Origin of the sequence: Streptomyces sp. NPDC006739 (assembly GCF_042869815.1) — a bacterium.
Lineage (GTDB): Bacteria > Actinomycetota > Actinomycetes > Streptomycetales > Streptomycetaceae > Streptomyces.
The window spans coordinates 234469-251831 of record NZ_JBIAGM010000005.1; the positions used below are offsets into that span (position 1 = coordinate 234469).

Annotated in this window: 13 protein-coding genes; 12 read left to right on the forward strand and 1 reads right to left on the reverse strand. The window is 69.4% G+C overall.

From position 1 onward, the window contains the following. Positions 1-30: 30 nt before the first annotated feature. Positions 31-1053, reverse strand: coding sequence for a hypothetical protein (locus ACFYMM_RS13490; RefSeq protein WP_388386016.1), 1023 nt, complete (start codon positions 1051-1053; stop codon positions 31-33). 137 nt (positions 1054-1190) lie between these two features. Here ACFYMM_RS13490 and ACFYMM_RS13495 point away from each other — a divergent pair, with 137 nt between their 5' ends. From ACFYMM_RS13495 to ACFYMM_RS13550, 12 genes are all read left to right on the forward strand, one after another. Continuing rightward, positions 1191-3848: a valine--tRNA ligase gene (locus tag ACFYMM_RS13495; RefSeq protein WP_388386017.1), complete on the forward strand. Its 2658-nt coding sequence runs from the start codon at positions 1191-1193 to the stop codon at positions 3846-3848. A 117-nt stretch (positions 3849-3965) separates the two neighbouring features. Next, the gene (locus tag ACFYMM_RS13500; protein WP_388386018.1) at positions 3966-5498 is read left to right on the forward strand and encodes a bifunctional folylpolyglutamate synthase/dihydrofolate synthase; all 1533 of its coding nucleotides are present in this window, start codon (positions 3966-3968) and stop codon (positions 5496-5498) included. 7 nt (positions 5499-5505) lie between these two features. Next, positions 5506-5883 carry a DUF4233 domain-containing protein gene (locus ACFYMM_RS13505; RefSeq protein ID WP_388386019.1) on the forward strand — a complete coding sequence of 126 codons (378 nt, stop codon included), beginning with the start codon at positions 5506-5508 and terminating at the stop codon, positions 5881-5883. 66 nt (positions 5884-5949) lie between these two features. Further along, positions 5950-6363, forward strand: coding sequence for a nucleoside-diphosphate kinase (ndk, locus tag ACFYMM_RS13510; protein WP_388386020.1), 414 nt, complete (start codon positions 5950-5952; stop codon positions 6361-6363). Positions 6364-6708: 345 nt separating this feature from the next. Beyond that, the gene (locus tag ACFYMM_RS13515) at positions 6709-7728 is read left to right on the forward strand and encodes a rod shape-determining protein (protein ID WP_266514304.1); all 1020 of its coding nucleotides are present in this window, start codon (positions 6709-6711) and stop codon (positions 7726-7728) included. Between the two features lie 117 nt (positions 7729-7845). Then, positions 7846-8787 (forward strand): rod shape-determining protein MreC, encoded by a 942-nt coding sequence (mreC, locus tag ACFYMM_RS13520; protein ID WP_388386021.1) that lies wholly within the window; start codon positions 7846-7848, stop codon positions 8785-8787. Positions 8788-8801: 14 nt separating this feature from the next. Beyond that, entirely contained in the window at positions 8802-9479 is a 678-nt protein-coding gene (gene mreD, locus ACFYMM_RS13525; protein WP_388386022.1) for a rod shape-determining protein MreD, read from the forward strand. A 110-nt stretch (positions 9480-9589) separates the two neighbouring features. Beyond that, complete coding sequence (gene mrdA, locus ACFYMM_RS13530) at positions 9590-11839, forward strand: penicillin-binding protein 2 (protein ID WP_388386023.1); 2250 nt, start codon at positions 9590-9592, stop codon at positions 11837-11839. Next, complete coding sequence (gene rodA, locus ACFYMM_RS13535; protein WP_388386024.1) at positions 11836-13032, forward strand: rod shape-determining protein RodA; 1197 nt, start codon at positions 11836-11838, stop codon at positions 13030-13032. Before mrdA ends, rodA begins: the two co-directional genes overlap by 4 nt. 46 nt (positions 13033-13078) lie before the next feature. Further along, positions 13079-14578, forward strand: a complete 1500-nt coding sequence (locus ACFYMM_RS13540) for a CHAD domain-containing protein (RefSeq protein WP_388386025.1) — start codon at positions 13079-13081, stop codon at positions 14576-14578. Positions 14579-14676: 98 nt separating this feature from the next. After that, positions 14677-16638, forward strand: a complete 1962-nt coding sequence (locus ACFYMM_RS13545; RefSeq protein ID WP_388386026.1) for a TIGR03960 family B12-binding radical SAM protein — start codon at positions 14677-14679, stop codon at positions 16636-16638. A gap of 108 nt (positions 16639-16746) precedes the next feature. Further along, positions 16747-17340, forward strand: coding sequence for a DUF4291 domain-containing protein (locus ACFYMM_RS13550; RefSeq protein ID WP_388386027.1), 594 nt, complete (start codon positions 16747-16749; stop codon positions 17338-17340). Positions 17341-17363 lie beyond the last annotated feature (23 nt).

The window sequence follows — 17363 nt, forward strand, 5'->3', positions numbered from 1 at the left end:
ACCGGGGCCCCTCCGTGTGTCCTGCGGCCGTCAGGCCTTGACGCGGACGTCGTTGCGCAGTTTCGCGCCGAGTTCCGCCAGGTCCTGCATGCTCATGCCCTTGCCGCTGGCCAGGGAGGCCACGTCGAACGACAGGACCATGGCGACCGTGCTGTGGTCACCCCAGATGCACAACGGCACGCTCATGTTCTTCGGAACGCCGGCCTGCGAGTCGTTGTTCGTGACCTGGGTTTCCTGGCACTTCATGACGCCGTTGCTGAAACCGGACGGCGAGAACGCCTGCGGGGAGCCGACGAGCTTGCCCTTGGTCGTCCCGCTGGTGTTGTCCTTCTTCTCGGACTCCGTCTTCATCTTGGCGAACATCGCGTCGACGGCGGACTCGGGATCCTTGATCGTGCCGTACGCACCCTCGAACGTCAGGTTCTTGCTGGTGAGACCGGTACCGGCCTTGTAGCCGGCCTGGACGGCCTGGGCGTTCTGGACGCCGACCTTCTTGAAGTTGTCGAGGTCGTCGTTACTCACCGAGCCGCCGTCGGCGGACTTGGTGTACTCCCCGCCGAGCACCGTCTGCGGCGTGATCAGCTTGTGCGGGCCGTCGTCCTTGATGGCCGCGGCGCCGCCACCGCCCAGCACGAAGTACGCCCCGACCGCCACGGCCGCCACCACGGCGACCGCGCCGATGATCAGGCCCGTCTTCTTGCCGCCGCCGGGGGCCGGGGGCTGCGGGACGGCGCCGTAGGGCTGCTGGCCGTACGGGGGCTGCTGACCGTAGGGCGGCTGCTGGCCGTACGGGTTCGGCTGCGGGGGCATGCCCTGCTGCGGGAAGCCGTACCCGGGCTGGGCCGGAGGCTGCTGCTGCGGGTAGCCGTACGGCGGTTGGGGCTGCGGCGGTGCCGGAGGGGCCTGCTGGGGGTAGCCGTAACCGGGCTGCGGGGCCTGCGGCTGCTGGCCGTAGGGACCCGGCTGCCCGTAGGGACCCGGCTGCCCCGGCTGGCCGTAAGGGCCCGGCTGCTGGGGCGGCCCCCCGTACGGGCCCGGCTGGTTGTTGCTCATTTCTGGGTTCCCCTCCAGATGCCTTATGTGTTCCTGACATCCTGGCCCAGCCGGGGTGGGCACACGGCACCGGGGGGCGCACCGTTACAGAACAAACGCGTTTCAGGACTGCCCCGCGTCCCCCCTAAACTGAGCCCGTGACCGAGAACGCTCAGCAGCAGCCACCAGCGCCCGACACCGAACTGCCGACCCAGTACGCGCCGGCCGATGTAGAGCGGCCGCTGTACGAGCGCTGGGTGGAGCGGGGTTACTTCGAGGCGGACGAGAAGAGCGACAAGCCGCCGTACACCGTCGTCATCCCGCCGCCGAACGTCACGGGCTCGCTGCACCTCGGGCACGCCTTCGAGCACACCCTCATCGACGCCCTCACGCGCCGCAAGCGCATGCAGGGCCACGAGACGCTGTGGCAGCCGGGCATGGACCACGCCGGTATCGCGACGCAGAACGTCGTCGAGCGGGAGCTGGGCAAGGAGGGCAAGTCCCGGCACGACCTGGGCCGTGAGGCCTTCGTCGAGCGGGTCTGGCAGTGGAAGGCCGAGTCCGGCGGGCAGATCAGCGGTCAGATGCGGCGCCTCGGCGACGGCGTCGCGTGGTCGCGCGAGCGCTTCACCATGGACGAGGGCCTCTCCCAGGCCGTCCAGACCATCTTCAAGCGGCTCTACGACGACGAGCTGATCTACCGCGCCGAGCGCATCATCAACTGGTGCCCGCGCTGCCTCACCGCCATCTCCGACATCGAGGTCGAGTACCAGGACGACGACGGCGAGCTGGTCAGCATGAAGTACGGGGAGGGGGACGACACGATCGTCGTCGCCACCACCCGTGCCGAGACCATGCTCGGTGACACCGCCGTCGCCGTTCACCCCGACGACGAGCGCTACCGGCACCTCGTCGGCAAGCTCATCAAGCTTCCGCTGACGGACCGTTCCATCCCGGTCGTCGCCGACGAGCACGTCGACCCCGAGTTCGGCACCGGCGCGGTCAAGGTCACCCCGGCCCACGACCCGAACGACTTCGAGATCGGCCAGCGCCACGACCTGCCGTCCCTCACCGTCATGGACGAGCACGCCGTCATCACCGCGCACGGCCCCTTCCAGGGCCTGGACCGCCTGGAGGCCCGCTCCGCCATCGTCGCCGCCCTGCGCGCCGAGGGCCGGATCGTCGCCGAGAAGCGGCCGTACGTCCACAGCGTCGGGCACTGCTCGCGCTGCAAGACCACCATCGAGCCGCGCCTGTCCATGCAGTGGTGGGTCAAGGTCGGTCCGCTGGCGAAGGCGGCGGGCGACGCGGTCCGTGACGGACGCGTCAAGATCCATCCGCAGGAGATGGAGAAGCGGTACTTCGACTGGGTCGACAACCTCCACGACTGGTGCATCTCACGGCAGTTGTGGTGGGGCCACCGCATCCCGGTCTGGTACGGCCCGAACGGCGAGACCGTCTGCGTCGGCCCCGACGAGGAGCCGCCCGGCACCGAGACCGAGGGCTGGCACCAGGACACCGACGTCCTCGACACCTGGTTCTCCTCCGGCCTGTGGCCCTTCTCCACGCTCGGCTGGCCCGAACAGACCGACTCGCTGGCGAAGTTCTACCCGAACTCCGTCCTGGTCACCGGCTACGACATCCTCTTCTTCTGGGTCGCCCGGATGATGATGTTCGGCCTGTACGCGATGGACGGCACCCCGCCGTTCCACACCATCGCCCTGCACGGCATGGTCCGCGACCAGTTCGGCAAGAAGATGTCCAAGTCCTTCGGCAACGCGGTCAACCCGCTGGACTGGATGGACAAGTACGGCTCCGACGCGCTCCGCTTCACCCTCGCGCGCGGCGCCAACCCGGGCGTCGACGTGCCGATCGGCGAGGACTGGGTCCAGGGCTCCCGCAACTTCGCCAACAAGATCTGGAACGCCACGCGTTTCGCCCTCATGAACGGCGCCACGGTCCAGGGCCCGCTGCCGGACGCGGCGAAGCTGTCGTCGACGGACCGCTGGATCCTCTCCCGCCTCGACTCCGTCGTCGCCGAAGTCGACGCGTTCTACGAGGACTTCCAGTTCGCCAAGCTGTCGGACGCGCTGTTCCACTTCGCCTGGGACGAGGTCTTCGACTGGTACGTCGAGCTGTCCAAGACGACGTTCCAGGCGGGCGGCGAGCCGGCGAAGGTCTCCCAGCGGGTTCTCGGCGAGGTCCTCGACGTCACCCTGAAGCTGCTGCACCCCGTCGTCCCGTTCGTCACGGAGACCCTGTGGACCACCCTCACGGGTGGCGAGTCGCTCGTCGTCGCCGAGTGGCCGAAGGCCGTGTCCGTTCCCGGTGCCGACACACCGGGCGGCTTCCGGGACCCGGCCGCCGAGAAGGAGATCGAGTCCCTCCAGTCGGTCATCACGGAGGTCCGCCGCTTCCGCGCCGACCAGGGTCTTCAGCCCGGCCAGCGGGTCCCGGCCCGGCTGACGCTGGACGGCACGGCGCTGGCGTCGCACGAGGCCGCCATCCGCCAGCTGCTGCGTCTGCAGCCGGAGGGCGAGTCCTTCACGGCCACGGCGACCCTGCCGGTGGCCGGTGCGGAGGTGGCCCTCGACCTGTCCGGCACGATCGACGTCGCGGCGGAGCGCAAGCGCCTCGCCAAGGACCTCGCGGCGGCCGAGAAGGAGAAGGCCCAGGCGAACGCGAAGCTCGGCAACGAGGCGTTCCTGGCGAAGGCCCCGGAGAACGTGGTGGACAAGATCCGCACGCGGCTGGCCAAGGCGGACGAGGACATCGCCCGCATCCAGGCCCAGCTGGAGCGGCTGCCGCAGGCGTAGGCACGCGACCGGTCCGTCCACGTCGGAGGTGGTACGCCGGCGAGGCCCCCGGAGCCGTCGGTCGGGCTCCGGGGGCCTTTGCGTACGTCTGTCACCGGTGCTCCGTAGACTGGCCCCGTGAGTGACCTCCCCGGCAACAGCGACCAGCCCGACCCCGTCGACCCGCTCGACTCCCCCGACTCGTTCGACGAGATCATCGAGGCGGCGACCGACCGCGACCCCGACCTCGCGGTGATCGAGGCCGGCAGCCGCACCCTGCGCACCCAGGGCGGCCCGCCGCAGGGGGACGTCCCCGCGCGGCCCGAGGACCCCGAGGTCGACAAGGCCCTGCGCGAGGTCGAGGCGGAGCTGGCCACCCGCTGGGGCGAGACCAAGCTGGAGCCCTCCGTCAGCCGGATCGCCGCGCTGATGGACGTGCTGGGGGAGCCGCAGCGGTCGTACCCCTCCATCCACATCACCGGGACCAACGGCAAGACGTCCACCGCCCGCATGATCGAGGCCCTGCTCGGCGCCTTCGAGCTGCGCACAGGGCGGTACACGTCCCCGCACGTGCAGTCGATCACCGAGCGCATCAGCCTGGACGGCGCGCCGATCTCGGCCGAACGGTTCATCGAGACGTACGAGGACGTCAAGCCGTACGTCGGGATGGTCGACGCCCAGCAGGAGTTCCGGCTGTCCTTCTTCGAGGTGCTCACCGGGATGGCGTACGCCGCCTTCGCGGACGCGCCCGTGGACGTGGCCGTCGTCGAGGTGGGCATGGGCGGCTCCTGGGACGCCACCAACGTCATCGACGGTGACGTCGCCGTCGTCACCCCCATCGACCTCGACCACACCGACCGGCTGGGCAACACGCCCGCCGAGATCGCCACCGAGAAGGCCGGCATCGTCAAGCAGGACGCGACGGTCATCCTGGCCCAGCAGCCGGTCGACGCGGCCCAGGTGCTCCTGAAGAAGGCCGTCGAGGTCGACGCCACCGTGGCCCGGGAGGGCCTGGAGTTCGGCGTCGTCGCCCGCCAGGTCGCCGTCGGCGGACAGCTCCTCACCCTGCGTGGCCTCGGCGGCGAGTACCCCGAGGTGTACCTCCCGCTGCACGGCCCCTACCAGGCGCACAACGCGGCCGTCGCGCTCGCCGCCGTGGAGGCCTTCTTCGGCGTCGGCTCCCAGCGGCCCGAGCCCCTCGACGTCGACACCGTGCGCAAGGCCTTCGGGGCCGTGTCGTCGCCGGGCCGTCTGGAGGTCGTACGGCGCTCGCCGACCGTCGTCCTGGACGCGGCCCACAACCCGGCGGGCGCCCGCGCCACCGCCGAGGCCGTGGGCGAGGCCTTCGACTTCAGCCGGTTGATCGGCGTGGTCGGGGCGAGCGGGGACAAGAACGTGCGGGGGCTGCTGGAGGCCTTCGAGCCGATCTTCGCCGAGGTCGTCGTCACGCAGAACTCCTCGCACCGCGCCATGGACGCGGACGAGCTGGCCGCGATCGCCGTCGAGGTGTTCGGGGAGGACCGCGTCCAGGTCGAACCGCGGCTGCCCGACGCCCTGGAGGCCGCGATCACGCTGGCCGAGGAGGAGGGCGAGTTCGCGGGCGGCGGTGTGCTGGTCACCGGTTCGGTCATCACGGTGGGCGAGGCCCGCCTGCTGCTCGGGAAGGGCTGAGGACCCCATGCGTACGCTCTGCTCATCGACCTTGATCGGCGAGTTCTTCGTCATCGGCTTCGCGGGGCTGGTGGCGATGAAGGACCCGGGCCTGACCACGTCGACCGTCTGGCTGGTCAGCGGCATCGCGATGGTCCTGTGCCTGCTGCTGTGCGGCATGGTGACGCGGCCGGGCGGCGTCGCCCTCGGCTGGGCGCTGCAGCTCGCGCTGGTCGCCTCCGGGGTCTTCGTTCCGACCATGTTCTTCATGGGCGCGGTGTTCGGGGCGCTGTGGTGGGCCTCGGTGCACTTCGGCCGGAAGGTCGACGAGGCGAAGGCGAGGTTCGCGGCGCAGGCGGACTCCTCTGGGACCTCGGGGCCCTCCACCACAGCTGACGTTGCGTAACAGGTGCTCCGACACGCCCTGTAACCTCGTCCCACCGCAGACGTCAGTCAGTAGAAGGAGTCCTCCGTGAGCCAGCGCACCCTCGTCCTGCTCAAGCCCGACGCCGTCCGTCGCGGCCTGACCGGCGAGATCATCAGCCGTGTCGAGCGCAAGGCCGGCTGGAGGATCACGGCGCTGGAGCTGCGGACGCTGGACCGGGCGACGCTGGAGCAGCACTACGCCGAGCACGTCGGCCGCCCTTTCTACGAGCCGCTGGTCGAGTTCATGCTCTCCGGCCCGGTCGTCGCCCTGATCGTCGAGGGTGAGCGTGTCATCGAGGGCGTACGCGCCCTGGCCGGCCCCACCGACCCGGTCGCCGCCGCTCCCGGCTCCATCCGCGGTGACTACGGCGTCATCGTCCGCGAGAACCTGATCCACGCCTCCGACTCCGAGGAGTCGGCCGCCCGCGAGATCAAGCTCTTCTTCCCCGCCCACGCGTGACCCACCGGGGGTTCGCCGGCCGGGACCTCCCGCCGGCCGGACCCCCGGTTCCAGGGATTTTTCTGATGGTCCGTCAGGGTGCGTTCGACCCCTGACCTGCGGCGAGCGTACGTTTTCGGCCGCGGTTTGGCATATGCGGTGGCGATCGGGGGAACGTGTGCCCCCGATGGACCGTCTCCACAAGCGAGGCGGTACGCCATCTGCTGACAATGGCGAAGACCCTCGCGCAGTGTTCGTGCAGGCGCGTCTACGATGGAAGCCTTCACGTCACAGCACCCACCTCGCCGACCTGAAAAGCCCTCAAAAGCTCGTGGGAAGGCCAGACGAATCCTGATGGGGAACTCAATGTCGTTCATCGGCCGTGACATGGCTGTCGACCTCGGGACCGCCAACACGCTGGTGTACGTCAGGGGTCGCGGGATCGTACTCAACGAGCCGTCCGTGGTCGCGATCAACACCAACACCGGTGGCATTCTCGCGGTCGGCGCCGAAGCGAAGAAGATGATCGGGCGGACCCCCGGCAACATCGTTGCCGTCAGGCCGCTGAAGGACGGTGTCATCGCCGACTTCGAGATCACCGAGCGGATGCTCCGCTACTTCATCCTGAAGATCCACAAGCGGAGGTATCTCGCCAGGCCGCGCGTCGTCGTCTGTGTGCCCTCCGGCATCACCGGCGTCGAGCGCCGCGCCGTCATCGAGGCGTCGTCCCAGGCCGGCGCCCGCCAGGTGCACATCATCGAGGAGCCCATGGCCGCCGCCATCGGCTCCGGTCTGCCGGTCCACGAGGCCACGGGCAACATGGTGGTGGACATCGGCGGCGGCACCACGGAGGTCGCGGTCATCTCGCTCGGCGGCATCGTCACCGCCCAGTCCATCCGCGTCGCGGGCGACGAACTGGACAACGCGATCATCCAGCACATCAAGAAGGAGTACAGCCTCCTCCTCGGTGAGCGGACGGCCGAGCAGATCAAGATCACGATCGGCTCCGCGTACGAACTCGACGCTGACGAGCACACCGAAATCCGCGGCCGGGACCTCGTCTCCGGCCTGCCCAAGACCGTCGTCATCTCGGCAGCCGAGGTACGCAAGGCGATCGAGGAGCCCGTCAACGCGATCGTCGACGCCGTCAAGACGACGCTCGACAAATGTCCGCCGGAGCTGTCCGGCGACATCATGGACAGGGGAATCGTTCTGACCGGCGGCGGAGCCCTGCTGCGCGGTCTGGACGAGCGGCTGCGCCGCGAGACCGGCATGCCGATCCACATCGCCGAGGACCCGCTGGACAGCGTGGCGCTCGGCTCCGGCAAGTGCGTCGAGGAGTTCGAGGCGCTCCAGCAGGTCCTGGACGCCCAGCCGCGCAGATGACGTAACGCTTCGATTCCGCCGTACGAGATGATCGCCTCTCGTACGGCGGATCGTTGATATCGAGGCATAAACTCCCACAAAACTCCATTCCTATGAGGAAGGGCACGGCCGCCGCACGTGAGGGACACGAAAGAGAGCCGGCTGCTTCTGGTCCTGCTGATCGCCATCGCGTTCGCGCTGATCACGGTGGACATCCGCGGTGGCCGGAACTCGCCGGTCGACGGTGCCCGGCAGGCCGCCGCCGCGGTCTTCGGACCGGTCGAGAACGGGGTGTCCTCAGCGGTCGATCCCGTCGGAAACGCCGTCTCCGCCGTCCGTGACTCCGGTGCCCGGCACGACCGGCTCGCCCTGCTGGAGAGGGAGAACGCGGCCCTCAAGATGCGGCTCGGCAGCGACGACCGCAACCACAGCCGCCTCCAGCAGCTGGACAGGATGCTGAAGGTCGCCGGCGAGGGCCAGTACGGCATCAAGGGCGCCCAGGTCATCGCCATAGGCTCGGCCCAGGGCTTCTCCTGGACCATCACCATCGACGCCGGCGCCAACGACGGCATCAAGCGGGACATGACCGTACTCAACGGCGACGGCCTGGTCGGCCGCGTCACCACGGTCGGCCCGGACACCGCCACCGTACTGCTCGCCAACGACCCCGACTTCACCGTCGGCACCCGCATGGAGAACAGCGACGAACTCGGCTTCGCCTCCGGACAGGGCGACCGCCCGCTGCGCGTCGAACTCCTCAACGGCAAGGCCGAGGTGAAGAAGGGCGACCGGCTCGTCACCTTCGGCTCGCAGGCCGACAAGCCCTTCGTGCCCGGCGTGCCGGTGGGCGTCGTCTCCCGCGTCGACCCCTCCGGCGGCGGCCTCACCCGCACCCTCTACGTCACGCCGTTCGTCAGCTTCACCAAGCTCGACATCGTCGGCGTCGTCGTCGAGGCCCCGAAGAAGGACCCGCGCGACGAGGTACTGCCGGCCAAGCCCAGGCCCACCCCGACCCCGACGGTCACCGTCACCGTGACCCCTTCCGCGGGCCCGACCGACACCACCGGCCAGCAGCAGTAGGAGCTTGCAACCCCATGCGTCTCAACCGGATCCTGCTCTCCTCCGCGCTGATCGTCGTCGCCATGGTGGTGCAGGTGAGCGTGCTCGCCCGCCTGCACCTGCCGGGCGCCGTCCCCGACCTGCTGCTGCTCACCGTCCTGGGCCTGGCCATGGTGTACGGCCATGTCGGCGGCGCCCTCGTCGGTTTCGGCGCGGGCCTGCTCGCCGACCTCGCGCCGCCCGCCGACCACGCGGCCGGCCGCTACGCCCTGGTCCTCTGCGTCACCGGCTACTTCGCCGGTCTCATCAAACCGGAGAACGGCCGTCTGAAGTCGGCGACCGGCCCGATGGTCACCGTGGTCGCCGCCGCGATCGGCTCCACCCTGCTGTACGCCGGTGTCGGCGCCCTCGTCGGTGACACCGCCGCCCGCCATGTCGGCCTGACCGGCCTGCTGTTCACGGCCGCCCTGTACGACCTGCTGCTCGCGCCGTTCGTGGTCCCCGGCATCATGTTCCTGGCCCGCCGGGCCGACAACGACCCGCTGGCGGAGACCAACTCCTCGGCCAAGGCGAGCGACATCTCCTCCGGCTGGCTCTCCTCCGGCACCGGCCTGCGCATCGGCAGCCAGCGCGGCGGCCTCGGCGGCCTGAAGGCCAAGGCCCGCAGCCGCACCACCCGGGTCGGACGCATCAAGGGGGTCAAGCGGCTGTGAACGCGCGAGAGTTCACCCGAACGGGGAAGTTCCGGCGGAACGCGGCCTCACAGGCCGGACGTTCATCATTCGTACGCGCACACACGTCGGCGCACTGAGAGGGGGAGACAGTGACCAACATTCCCGAGACCGGGCGGACCCCAAGGGTCCAGATCCGGCTCGTCGTGATCCAGATCCTCGTCCTCTCCCTCCTCGGCACCCTCGGCGGCCGGCTGTGGTACCTGCAGATCCGGGAGGGCGCCGCATACCAGAGGGAGGCGTCCGGCAACCACGTCCAGCAGGTCGTCGACCCCGCCGTGCGCGGCTCGATCCTGGACGCGCGCGGAGTGGCGCTCGCCGACAACGAGACCCGCCTCGTCGTCTCCGCCTCCCGCACCGACCTGCTGAAGCAGAAGGACGGCGGCAAGGCGGTCCTGGCCAAGCTGGCCGGAGTCCTCGGCATGAAGACCGAGGAGGTCATGCAGAAGGTCCGGCTGTGCGACGCCAAGACCCCCCAGCCCTGCTGGAACGGGTCGCCGTACCAGCCGATCCCGATCACCGACAAGGCCAACGCCAAGCAGGCCCTGCAGATCCGGGAGCGCTCAGAGGACTTCCCCGGCATCACCGCCGAGCCCGAGGCCGTGCGCCGGTACGCGGGGCCCGGCAAGTCCAACACCGCCCAGGTCCTCGGCTACCTCTCGCCGGTCACCGACGAGGAGATCCAGCAGGCCAAGAACACCAACTCCCCCTATCTGCGCTCCGACATGGTCGGCCGCTCGGGTCTGGAGCGGGAGTACGACAAGGAACTGCGCGGCAAGGCCGGCGTCACCCGCTACGAGGTGGACAACCTCGGCCGGGTCATCGGCAAGGCGAGGTCGGACGCCGCCGAGGCCGGTTCCGACCTGGTGACCAGCATCGACTCCCGGGTCCAGCGGGTCGCCGAGTACGAGCTGGACAAGGCCATGAAGGCCGCCCGCCAGCAGTACGACAAGATCACCGGCGAGAACTACAAGGCCGACTCCGGCGCCGTGGTCGTCATGGAGGCCAGGACCGGCCGCATCGTCGCCATGGCCTCGGCGCCCACCTACGACCCGAACGTGTGGGTCGGCGGCATCTCCGCCAAGGACTACAAGCAGCTCACCGGCAAGGACAGCGACTACCCGCTGCTGAACCGCGCCATACAGGGTCAGGCAGCGCCCGGTTCGACCTTCAAGGTGGTCTCCACGGCCGCGGCCGTCCAGGCCGGATACGCCTGGGACGGCGGCTACCCGTGCACCAGCTCGTACTCCGTCGGCGGCCAGGTCTTCAAGAACTTCGAGGGGGAGAACTTCGGCCCGATCTCGCTCGGCCGGGCCCTGGAGGTCTCCTGCGACACCGTCTTCTACGGCCTCGCCGACCGCGAGTGGAAGAAGGACGGCGGCATCAACCCCAAGAAGGGTGAGCCCAAGGACTACTTCTTCAAGACCGCCCACCAGTTCGGCCTCGGCAAGGAGACCGGCATCGACCTGCCCAACGAGGTCACCGGCCGCGTCCCGGACCGCCAGTGGAAGCTCGACTACTGGAAGGCCAACAAGGACGCCTGGTGCCGGACCGGCAAGAAGGACGGCAGCTACGTCGAGAAGATCGCGTACGAGAACTGCCTCGAAGGCAACAAGATGCGCGAGGGCGACGAGATCAACTACTCCATCGGCCAGGGCGACACCCTCGTCACCCCGATCCAGGAGGCGGCGATCTACGGCGCGGTCGCCAACGGCGGCACCATGTACCAGCCGACCATCGGCAAGGCCGTCGTCAGCCCCGACGGCAAGTCCGTCCAGGAGATCAAGCCCAGGAAGACCGGCAGGCTGCCCGTCAGCCAGGCCACCCTCAAGGGCATGAACGAGGCCTTCGCCGGCGTCATCACCCGCGGTACGGCGGCCTGGAAGTTCGGCGGCTGGCCCCAGGACAAGATCCCCCTGCACGCCAAGACCGGTACCGCCGAGGTCTACGGCAAGCAGACCACGTCCTGGCTGGCCACGTACTCCAAGGACTACACGGTCATCATGACCATCGCCCAGGCCGGTACGGGTTCCGGAGCCTCCGGTGAGGCCGTCCGCAACATCTACAGCGCGCTCTACGGCGTTCAGGGCGACGGCTCGATCGACAACAAGAAGGCCCTGCTGCCCACCCCGCAGAAGAGCCTGCCCCAGGTCCGCACGGACGGCACCATCGCCGCCCCGAAGATCTCCGGCGACCCGGCCAAGGACGCCGAGGCCTCCCAGAAGGACAACAGCACCAACGCGGACGGCCAGCAGACGCCCGCCACCAACCCCTCGCCCACCAGCACCACCAACAGGCGAAGGCGCCCGCGCAGGCGAGGAAGCCGGAGGACGCTCTCATGACGGGCGCGAACAACTTCTCCGTCTCCGGATACGGCCCCGCCCGCTCGGGCTGGACCCGGATCCTCGCCCGCGACTCCATGGCCCGCAGGCTGGACTGGCCGATACTGCTGTCCGCCGTGGTCCTGTCGCTGATGGGCTCCCTCCTGGTCTACTCCGCGACCCGCAACCGCAGCGAGATCAACCAGGGCGACCCGTACTACTTCCTCGTCCGGCACCTGATGAACCTCGGCATCGGCCTCGGCCTGATGATCGGCACCATCTGGCTCGGCCACCGCGTCCTGCGCAACGCGGTACCGATCCTCTACGGCATGTCGGTCATGCTGGCTCTGGTGGTCCTCACCCCGCTCGGTGCCACGATCAACGGCCAGCGCAACTGGATCGTCATCGGCGGCTTCTCCGTCCAGCCGGCCGAGTTCCTCAAGATCACGATCATCCTCGGCATGGCGATGCTGCTGTCCGCCCGGGTGGACGCAGGCGACAAGCAGTACCCCGACCACCGGACCGTCGTACAGTCCCTGGGCCTGGCCGCCGTACCCATCATGATCCTGCTGCTCATGCCCGACCTCGGCTCGGTCCTCGCCATGGTCACCATCATCCTGGGCGTGCTGCTCGCCTCCGGCGCCTCCAACCGCTGGGTCTTCGGCCTGGTCATCGCTGGCGTCCTGGGCTGCATCGCCATCTGGCAGCTGCACATCCTGGACCAGTACCAGATCAACCGCTTCGCGGCCTTCGCCAACCCGAACCTGGACCCCGCCGGCGTCGGCTACAACACCAACCAGGCGCGTATCGCGATCGGCTCCGGCGGCCTGACCGGCGCCGGCCTCTTCCACGGCTCACAGACCACCGGCCAGTTCGTCCCCGAACAGCAGACGGACTTCGTCTTCACGGTCGCCGGGGAGGAACTCGGCTTCGTCGGCGCGGGCCTGATCATCCTGCTGCTCGGCATCGTCCTGTGGCGCGCCTGCCGCATCGCCCGCGACTCGACCGAGCTGTACGGGACCATCGTCGCCGCCGGAATCGTGGCCTGGTTCGCCTTCCAGGCCTTCGAGAACATCGGGATGACCCTGGGCATCATGCCGGTCACCGGCCTGCCCCTGCCGTTCGTGTCGTACGGCGGCTCATCGATGTTCGCGGTATGGGTGGCGGTCGGGCTGCTCCAGTCGATCAAGGTACAAAGACCGATGTCGGCATGAGGGCGAGCCCCTGCCCTCACGGCCCCTCTGCCACTAGATTCGGTTCATGGCGGATGAGAAACGCGAGATCGAGCGCAAGTACGAATCCGACGACAGCGGACTGCCGGACCTGACCGGCGTCGGCGGGGTGGCGAACGTCCTCGACAAAGGTCTGGTCGAACTCGACGCCACCTACTACGACACCGCCGACGAACGCCTGGCCGCGGCCGGCCTCACCCTGCGCCGCCGCACCGGAGGCTCCGACGCCGGCTGGCACCTGAAGCTCCCGGTCGCCCCCGGCGTCCGCGACGAGATCAGATCGCCGCTGTCCGACTCCGTCCCCGACGAGATCGCCGCACTGGTCCGCGCCCGCACCCGCCGCGCCGAACTGATCCCGCTCGTCCGGCTCCGCTCCGCCCGTGACGTACGCCACCTGGTCGACGCCGACGGCGCCCTGCTGGCCGAGGCCAGCGTCGACACCGTCACCGCCGAACGGCTCACCGGCAAGGGCAAAGGCGCCCAGTGGACCGAGATCGAGGTGGAACTCGCTGACGACGGCGACCCGGCCTTCCTCGACAAGGTGGACAAACGCCTGCGCAAGGCGGGCCTACGGCCGTCGAAGTCACCGTCGAAGCTGGCCCGGGCGCTTCAGCAGACCGGCGGCCGACGGCACGGCTCCGGACGGCGCGCCAAGCCCGTGACCGCGGGCGACCACGTCCTGGCCTATCTGCGCGAACAGCGCGAGACGATCCTCGAGTACGACCCGGGCGTCCGCCGGGACCTGCCCGACTCCGTCCACCAGATGCGGGTGGCCATCCGCCGCACGCGCAGCACCCTGCGCACCTTCGGCACGGTCCTCGACCGCGCCGTCACCGAACCGGTCGCCGCCGAGCTGAAGTGGCTGGCGGGCGAACTGGGAGCCGACCGCGACCAGGAGGTCCTGGCCGACCGCCTCTCGACCGCGCTGGACGCCCTCCCGGACAGCCTGGTCTCCGGCCCCGTCCGCAAACGGCTCACCACCTGGTCGCGCTCCGGGCACAAAAAGGCGCACGGCCACCTCGTCGCGATCCTCGACTCCGCCCGCTACCTCGCCGTACTCGACAGCCTCGACGCCCTGCTCGCCGACCCGCCGCTGCGCCCGAAGGCGGCCGGGAAACCGGAGAAGGTGCTCGCCAAGGCCGTACACAAGGACCTCGCCAAGGTCTCCCGCCTGGTCACCGAGGCACTCGACCTGCCGCCCGGCAAGGAACGCGACCTCGCGATCCACGAAGCCCGCAAGAAGGCCAAGCGCACCCGGTACGCGGGCGAGGCGGCCATCGGGGCCCTCGGCGGCCCGGCCCGCTCCCTGGCCAAGTCCATGAAGTCCCTGACCAGCCTGCTCGGCGAGCACCAGGACAGCGTCATGGCCCGCGGCGCCCTGCGCGAGTTGTCCGCGGTGGCCCACGCCGCGGGGGAGAGCGCGTTCACGTACGGGCTGCTGTACGGCAGGGAGGAGGCCCGGGCGGCGGCGGTGGAGGCGGAGCTGCCGGGGCTGTGGCGGGAGATCACGTCCGGGGCGTCCGTCTGATCGTCGGGGGGAGGCCTTCGGGCGCGTTAGGCTAGATGGTCACCCCCCAGCCTCCGGCCGGGTGCGCCCCCAGTCAGCTCACGAAGGTAACCCCCGCGATGTCTGTCGAGTCGGTCTTCCCACAGCTCGAAGCTCTGCTCCCGCACGTGCAGAAGCCGATTCAGTACGTCGGTGGCGAGCTGAACTCCACGGTCAAGGAGTGGGACTCCTGTGACGTGCGCTGGGCGCTCATGTACCCGGACGCGTACGAGGTCGGTCTGCCCAACCAGGGCGTCATGATCCTCTACGAGGTACTCAACGAACGGCAGGGCGTCCTCGCCGAGCGCACCTACAGCGTGTGGCCGGACCTGGAGGCGCTGATGCGTGAGCACGGCGTCCCGCAGTTCACGGTGGACAGCCACCGCCCGGTCAAGGCCTTCGACGTGTTCGGCCTGTCCTTCTCCACCGAGCTTGGCTACACGAACATGCTCACCGCCCTCGACCTCGCGGGCATCCCGCTGGAATCCAAGGACCGTGGGGTGGACGACCCGATCGTCCTGGCCGGCGGCCACGCGGCCTTCAACCCCGAGCCGATCGCGGACTTCATCGACGCGGCGATCATCGGCGACGGCGAGCAGGCCGTGCTGGACATGACGGAGATCATCCGTGGCTGGAAGGCGGAGGGCCGGCCGGGCGGCCGCGAGGAGGTCCTCTTCCGCCTGGCGAAGACGGGCTCGGTGTACATCCCCGGCTTCTACGACGTCGAGTACCTGCCCGACGGCCGTATCGCCCGTGTCGTCCCCAACAGGTCGGGCGTCCCGTGGCGCGTGTCGAAGCACACGGTGATGGACCTGGACGAGTGGCCGTACCCCAAGCAGCCCCTCGTCCCGCTGGCCGAGACGGTCCACGAGCGCATGTCGGTGGAGATCTTTCGCGGCTGCACCCGGGGCTGCCGCTTCTGCCAGGCGGGCATGATCACCCGACCGGTCCGTGAACGCTCCATCACGGGCATCGGCGAGATGGTGGAAAAGGGCCTGAAGGCGACCGGCTTCGAGGAGGTCGGCCTGCTCTCCCTCTCCTCGGCGGACCACTCGGAGATCGGCGACATCGCCAAGGGCCTGGCCGACCGCTACGAGGAAGACAAGATCGGCCTCTCCCTCCCCTCCACCCGAGTCGACGCCTTCAACGTCGACCTGGCCAACGAACTGACCCGCAACGGCCGCCGCTCCGGCCTGACCTTCGCCCCCGAGGGCGGCTCGGAGCGCATGCGCAAGGTCATCAACAAGATGGTGTCCGAGGAGGACCTCATCCGGACGGTGTCCACGGCGTACGGCAACGGCTGGCGCCAGGTGAAGCTGTACTTCATGTGCGGTCTGCCGACGGAGACCGACGACGACGTCCTCCAGATCGCCGACATGGCGACGCACGTCATCCAGAAGGGCCGCGAGGTCTCCGGCTCGAACGACATCCGCTGCACGGTCTCGATCGGCGGCTTCGTCCCCAAGCCGCACACCCCCTTCCAGTGGGCGCCGCAGCTCTCCGCGGAGGAAACGGACGCCCGCCTCGAAAAGCTCCGCGACAAGATCCGCGGCGACAGGAAGTACGGCCGCTCGATCGGCTTCCGCTACCACGACGGCAAGCCCGGCATCGTCGAGGGCCTCCTGTCCCGGGGCGACCGGCGCATCGGCGCCGTCATCCGCGCGGTGTACGACGACGGCGGCCGCTTCGACGGCTGGCGCGAGCACTTCTCCTACGACCGCTGGATGGCCTGCGCCGACAAGGCCCTGGCCCCCTACGGCGTCGACGTCGACTGGTACACCACCCGCGAGCGCACCTACGAGGAGGTCCTCCCCTGGGACCACCTCGACTCCGGCCTCGACAAGGACTGGCTCTGGGAGGACTGGCAGGACGCCCTCGACGAAACCGAGGTCGAGGACTGCCGCTGGACGCCTTGCTTCGATTGCGGGGTGTGTCCTCAGCTCGACACCCATATCCAGATCGGCCCGACGGGCAAGAAGTTGCTGCCGCTGACGGTCAAGAACGCGGGTCCGACGCCGGCTTCGAGCGGTCATTCGCACTGAGGCGGCCGGGGCGGTTCGGCGTGGTGTCGCGGCCGTCGTTCTCCTTCGCGGTGGACGGCGGTCGAAAATCAGTGGCCGCCCGAACCTGCTGACTCCACCCTGTACGCCATGGCACAACCGCAACGCGAGATCCGTGCGGCCTACGCGGACTCCACGATCACCGTCTACCAGACGTACGCCCCGGCGATCGGCCTGCCCGCCGTCCAGGAGGGCCGTTTCCCCGCCGCGTGGAAGCGCGACAGGATGACGTGGATCAAGCCGTCGTTCCTGTGGATGATGTACCGCTGCGGCTGGGGCGCCAAGGAAGGGCAGGAGACCGTTCTCGCGGTCGAGATCAGTCGTGACGGTTTCGAGTGGGCGCTGCGGCACGCGTGTCTGTCGAGTTACGTCCGCGGGGTACATCCGGACCGGGGCGCCTGGCAGCGTCAGTTGAAGCGCGCGCCCGCTCGCGTGCAGTGGGACCCCGAGCGGGATCTGCACCTGCGGGCCCTGCCGTACCGGTCTCTGCAACTCGGCCTGTGCGGTGAGGCCGCACGACGCTACGCGGACGAGTGGACGGTCGCCATCCGCGACGTGACCCCGCTCGCCCATGAGATCCACGCCCTGGTGAACGGTGGTGATCTTGGTTCCGCCGCCCGGCTGCTGCCCCGAGAACGCCCGTATCCGGTGGAAGACGGACTTCTTGCCGACCTGCTCGGGTGACGAGAGCGCGGGCAGGTTCAGGT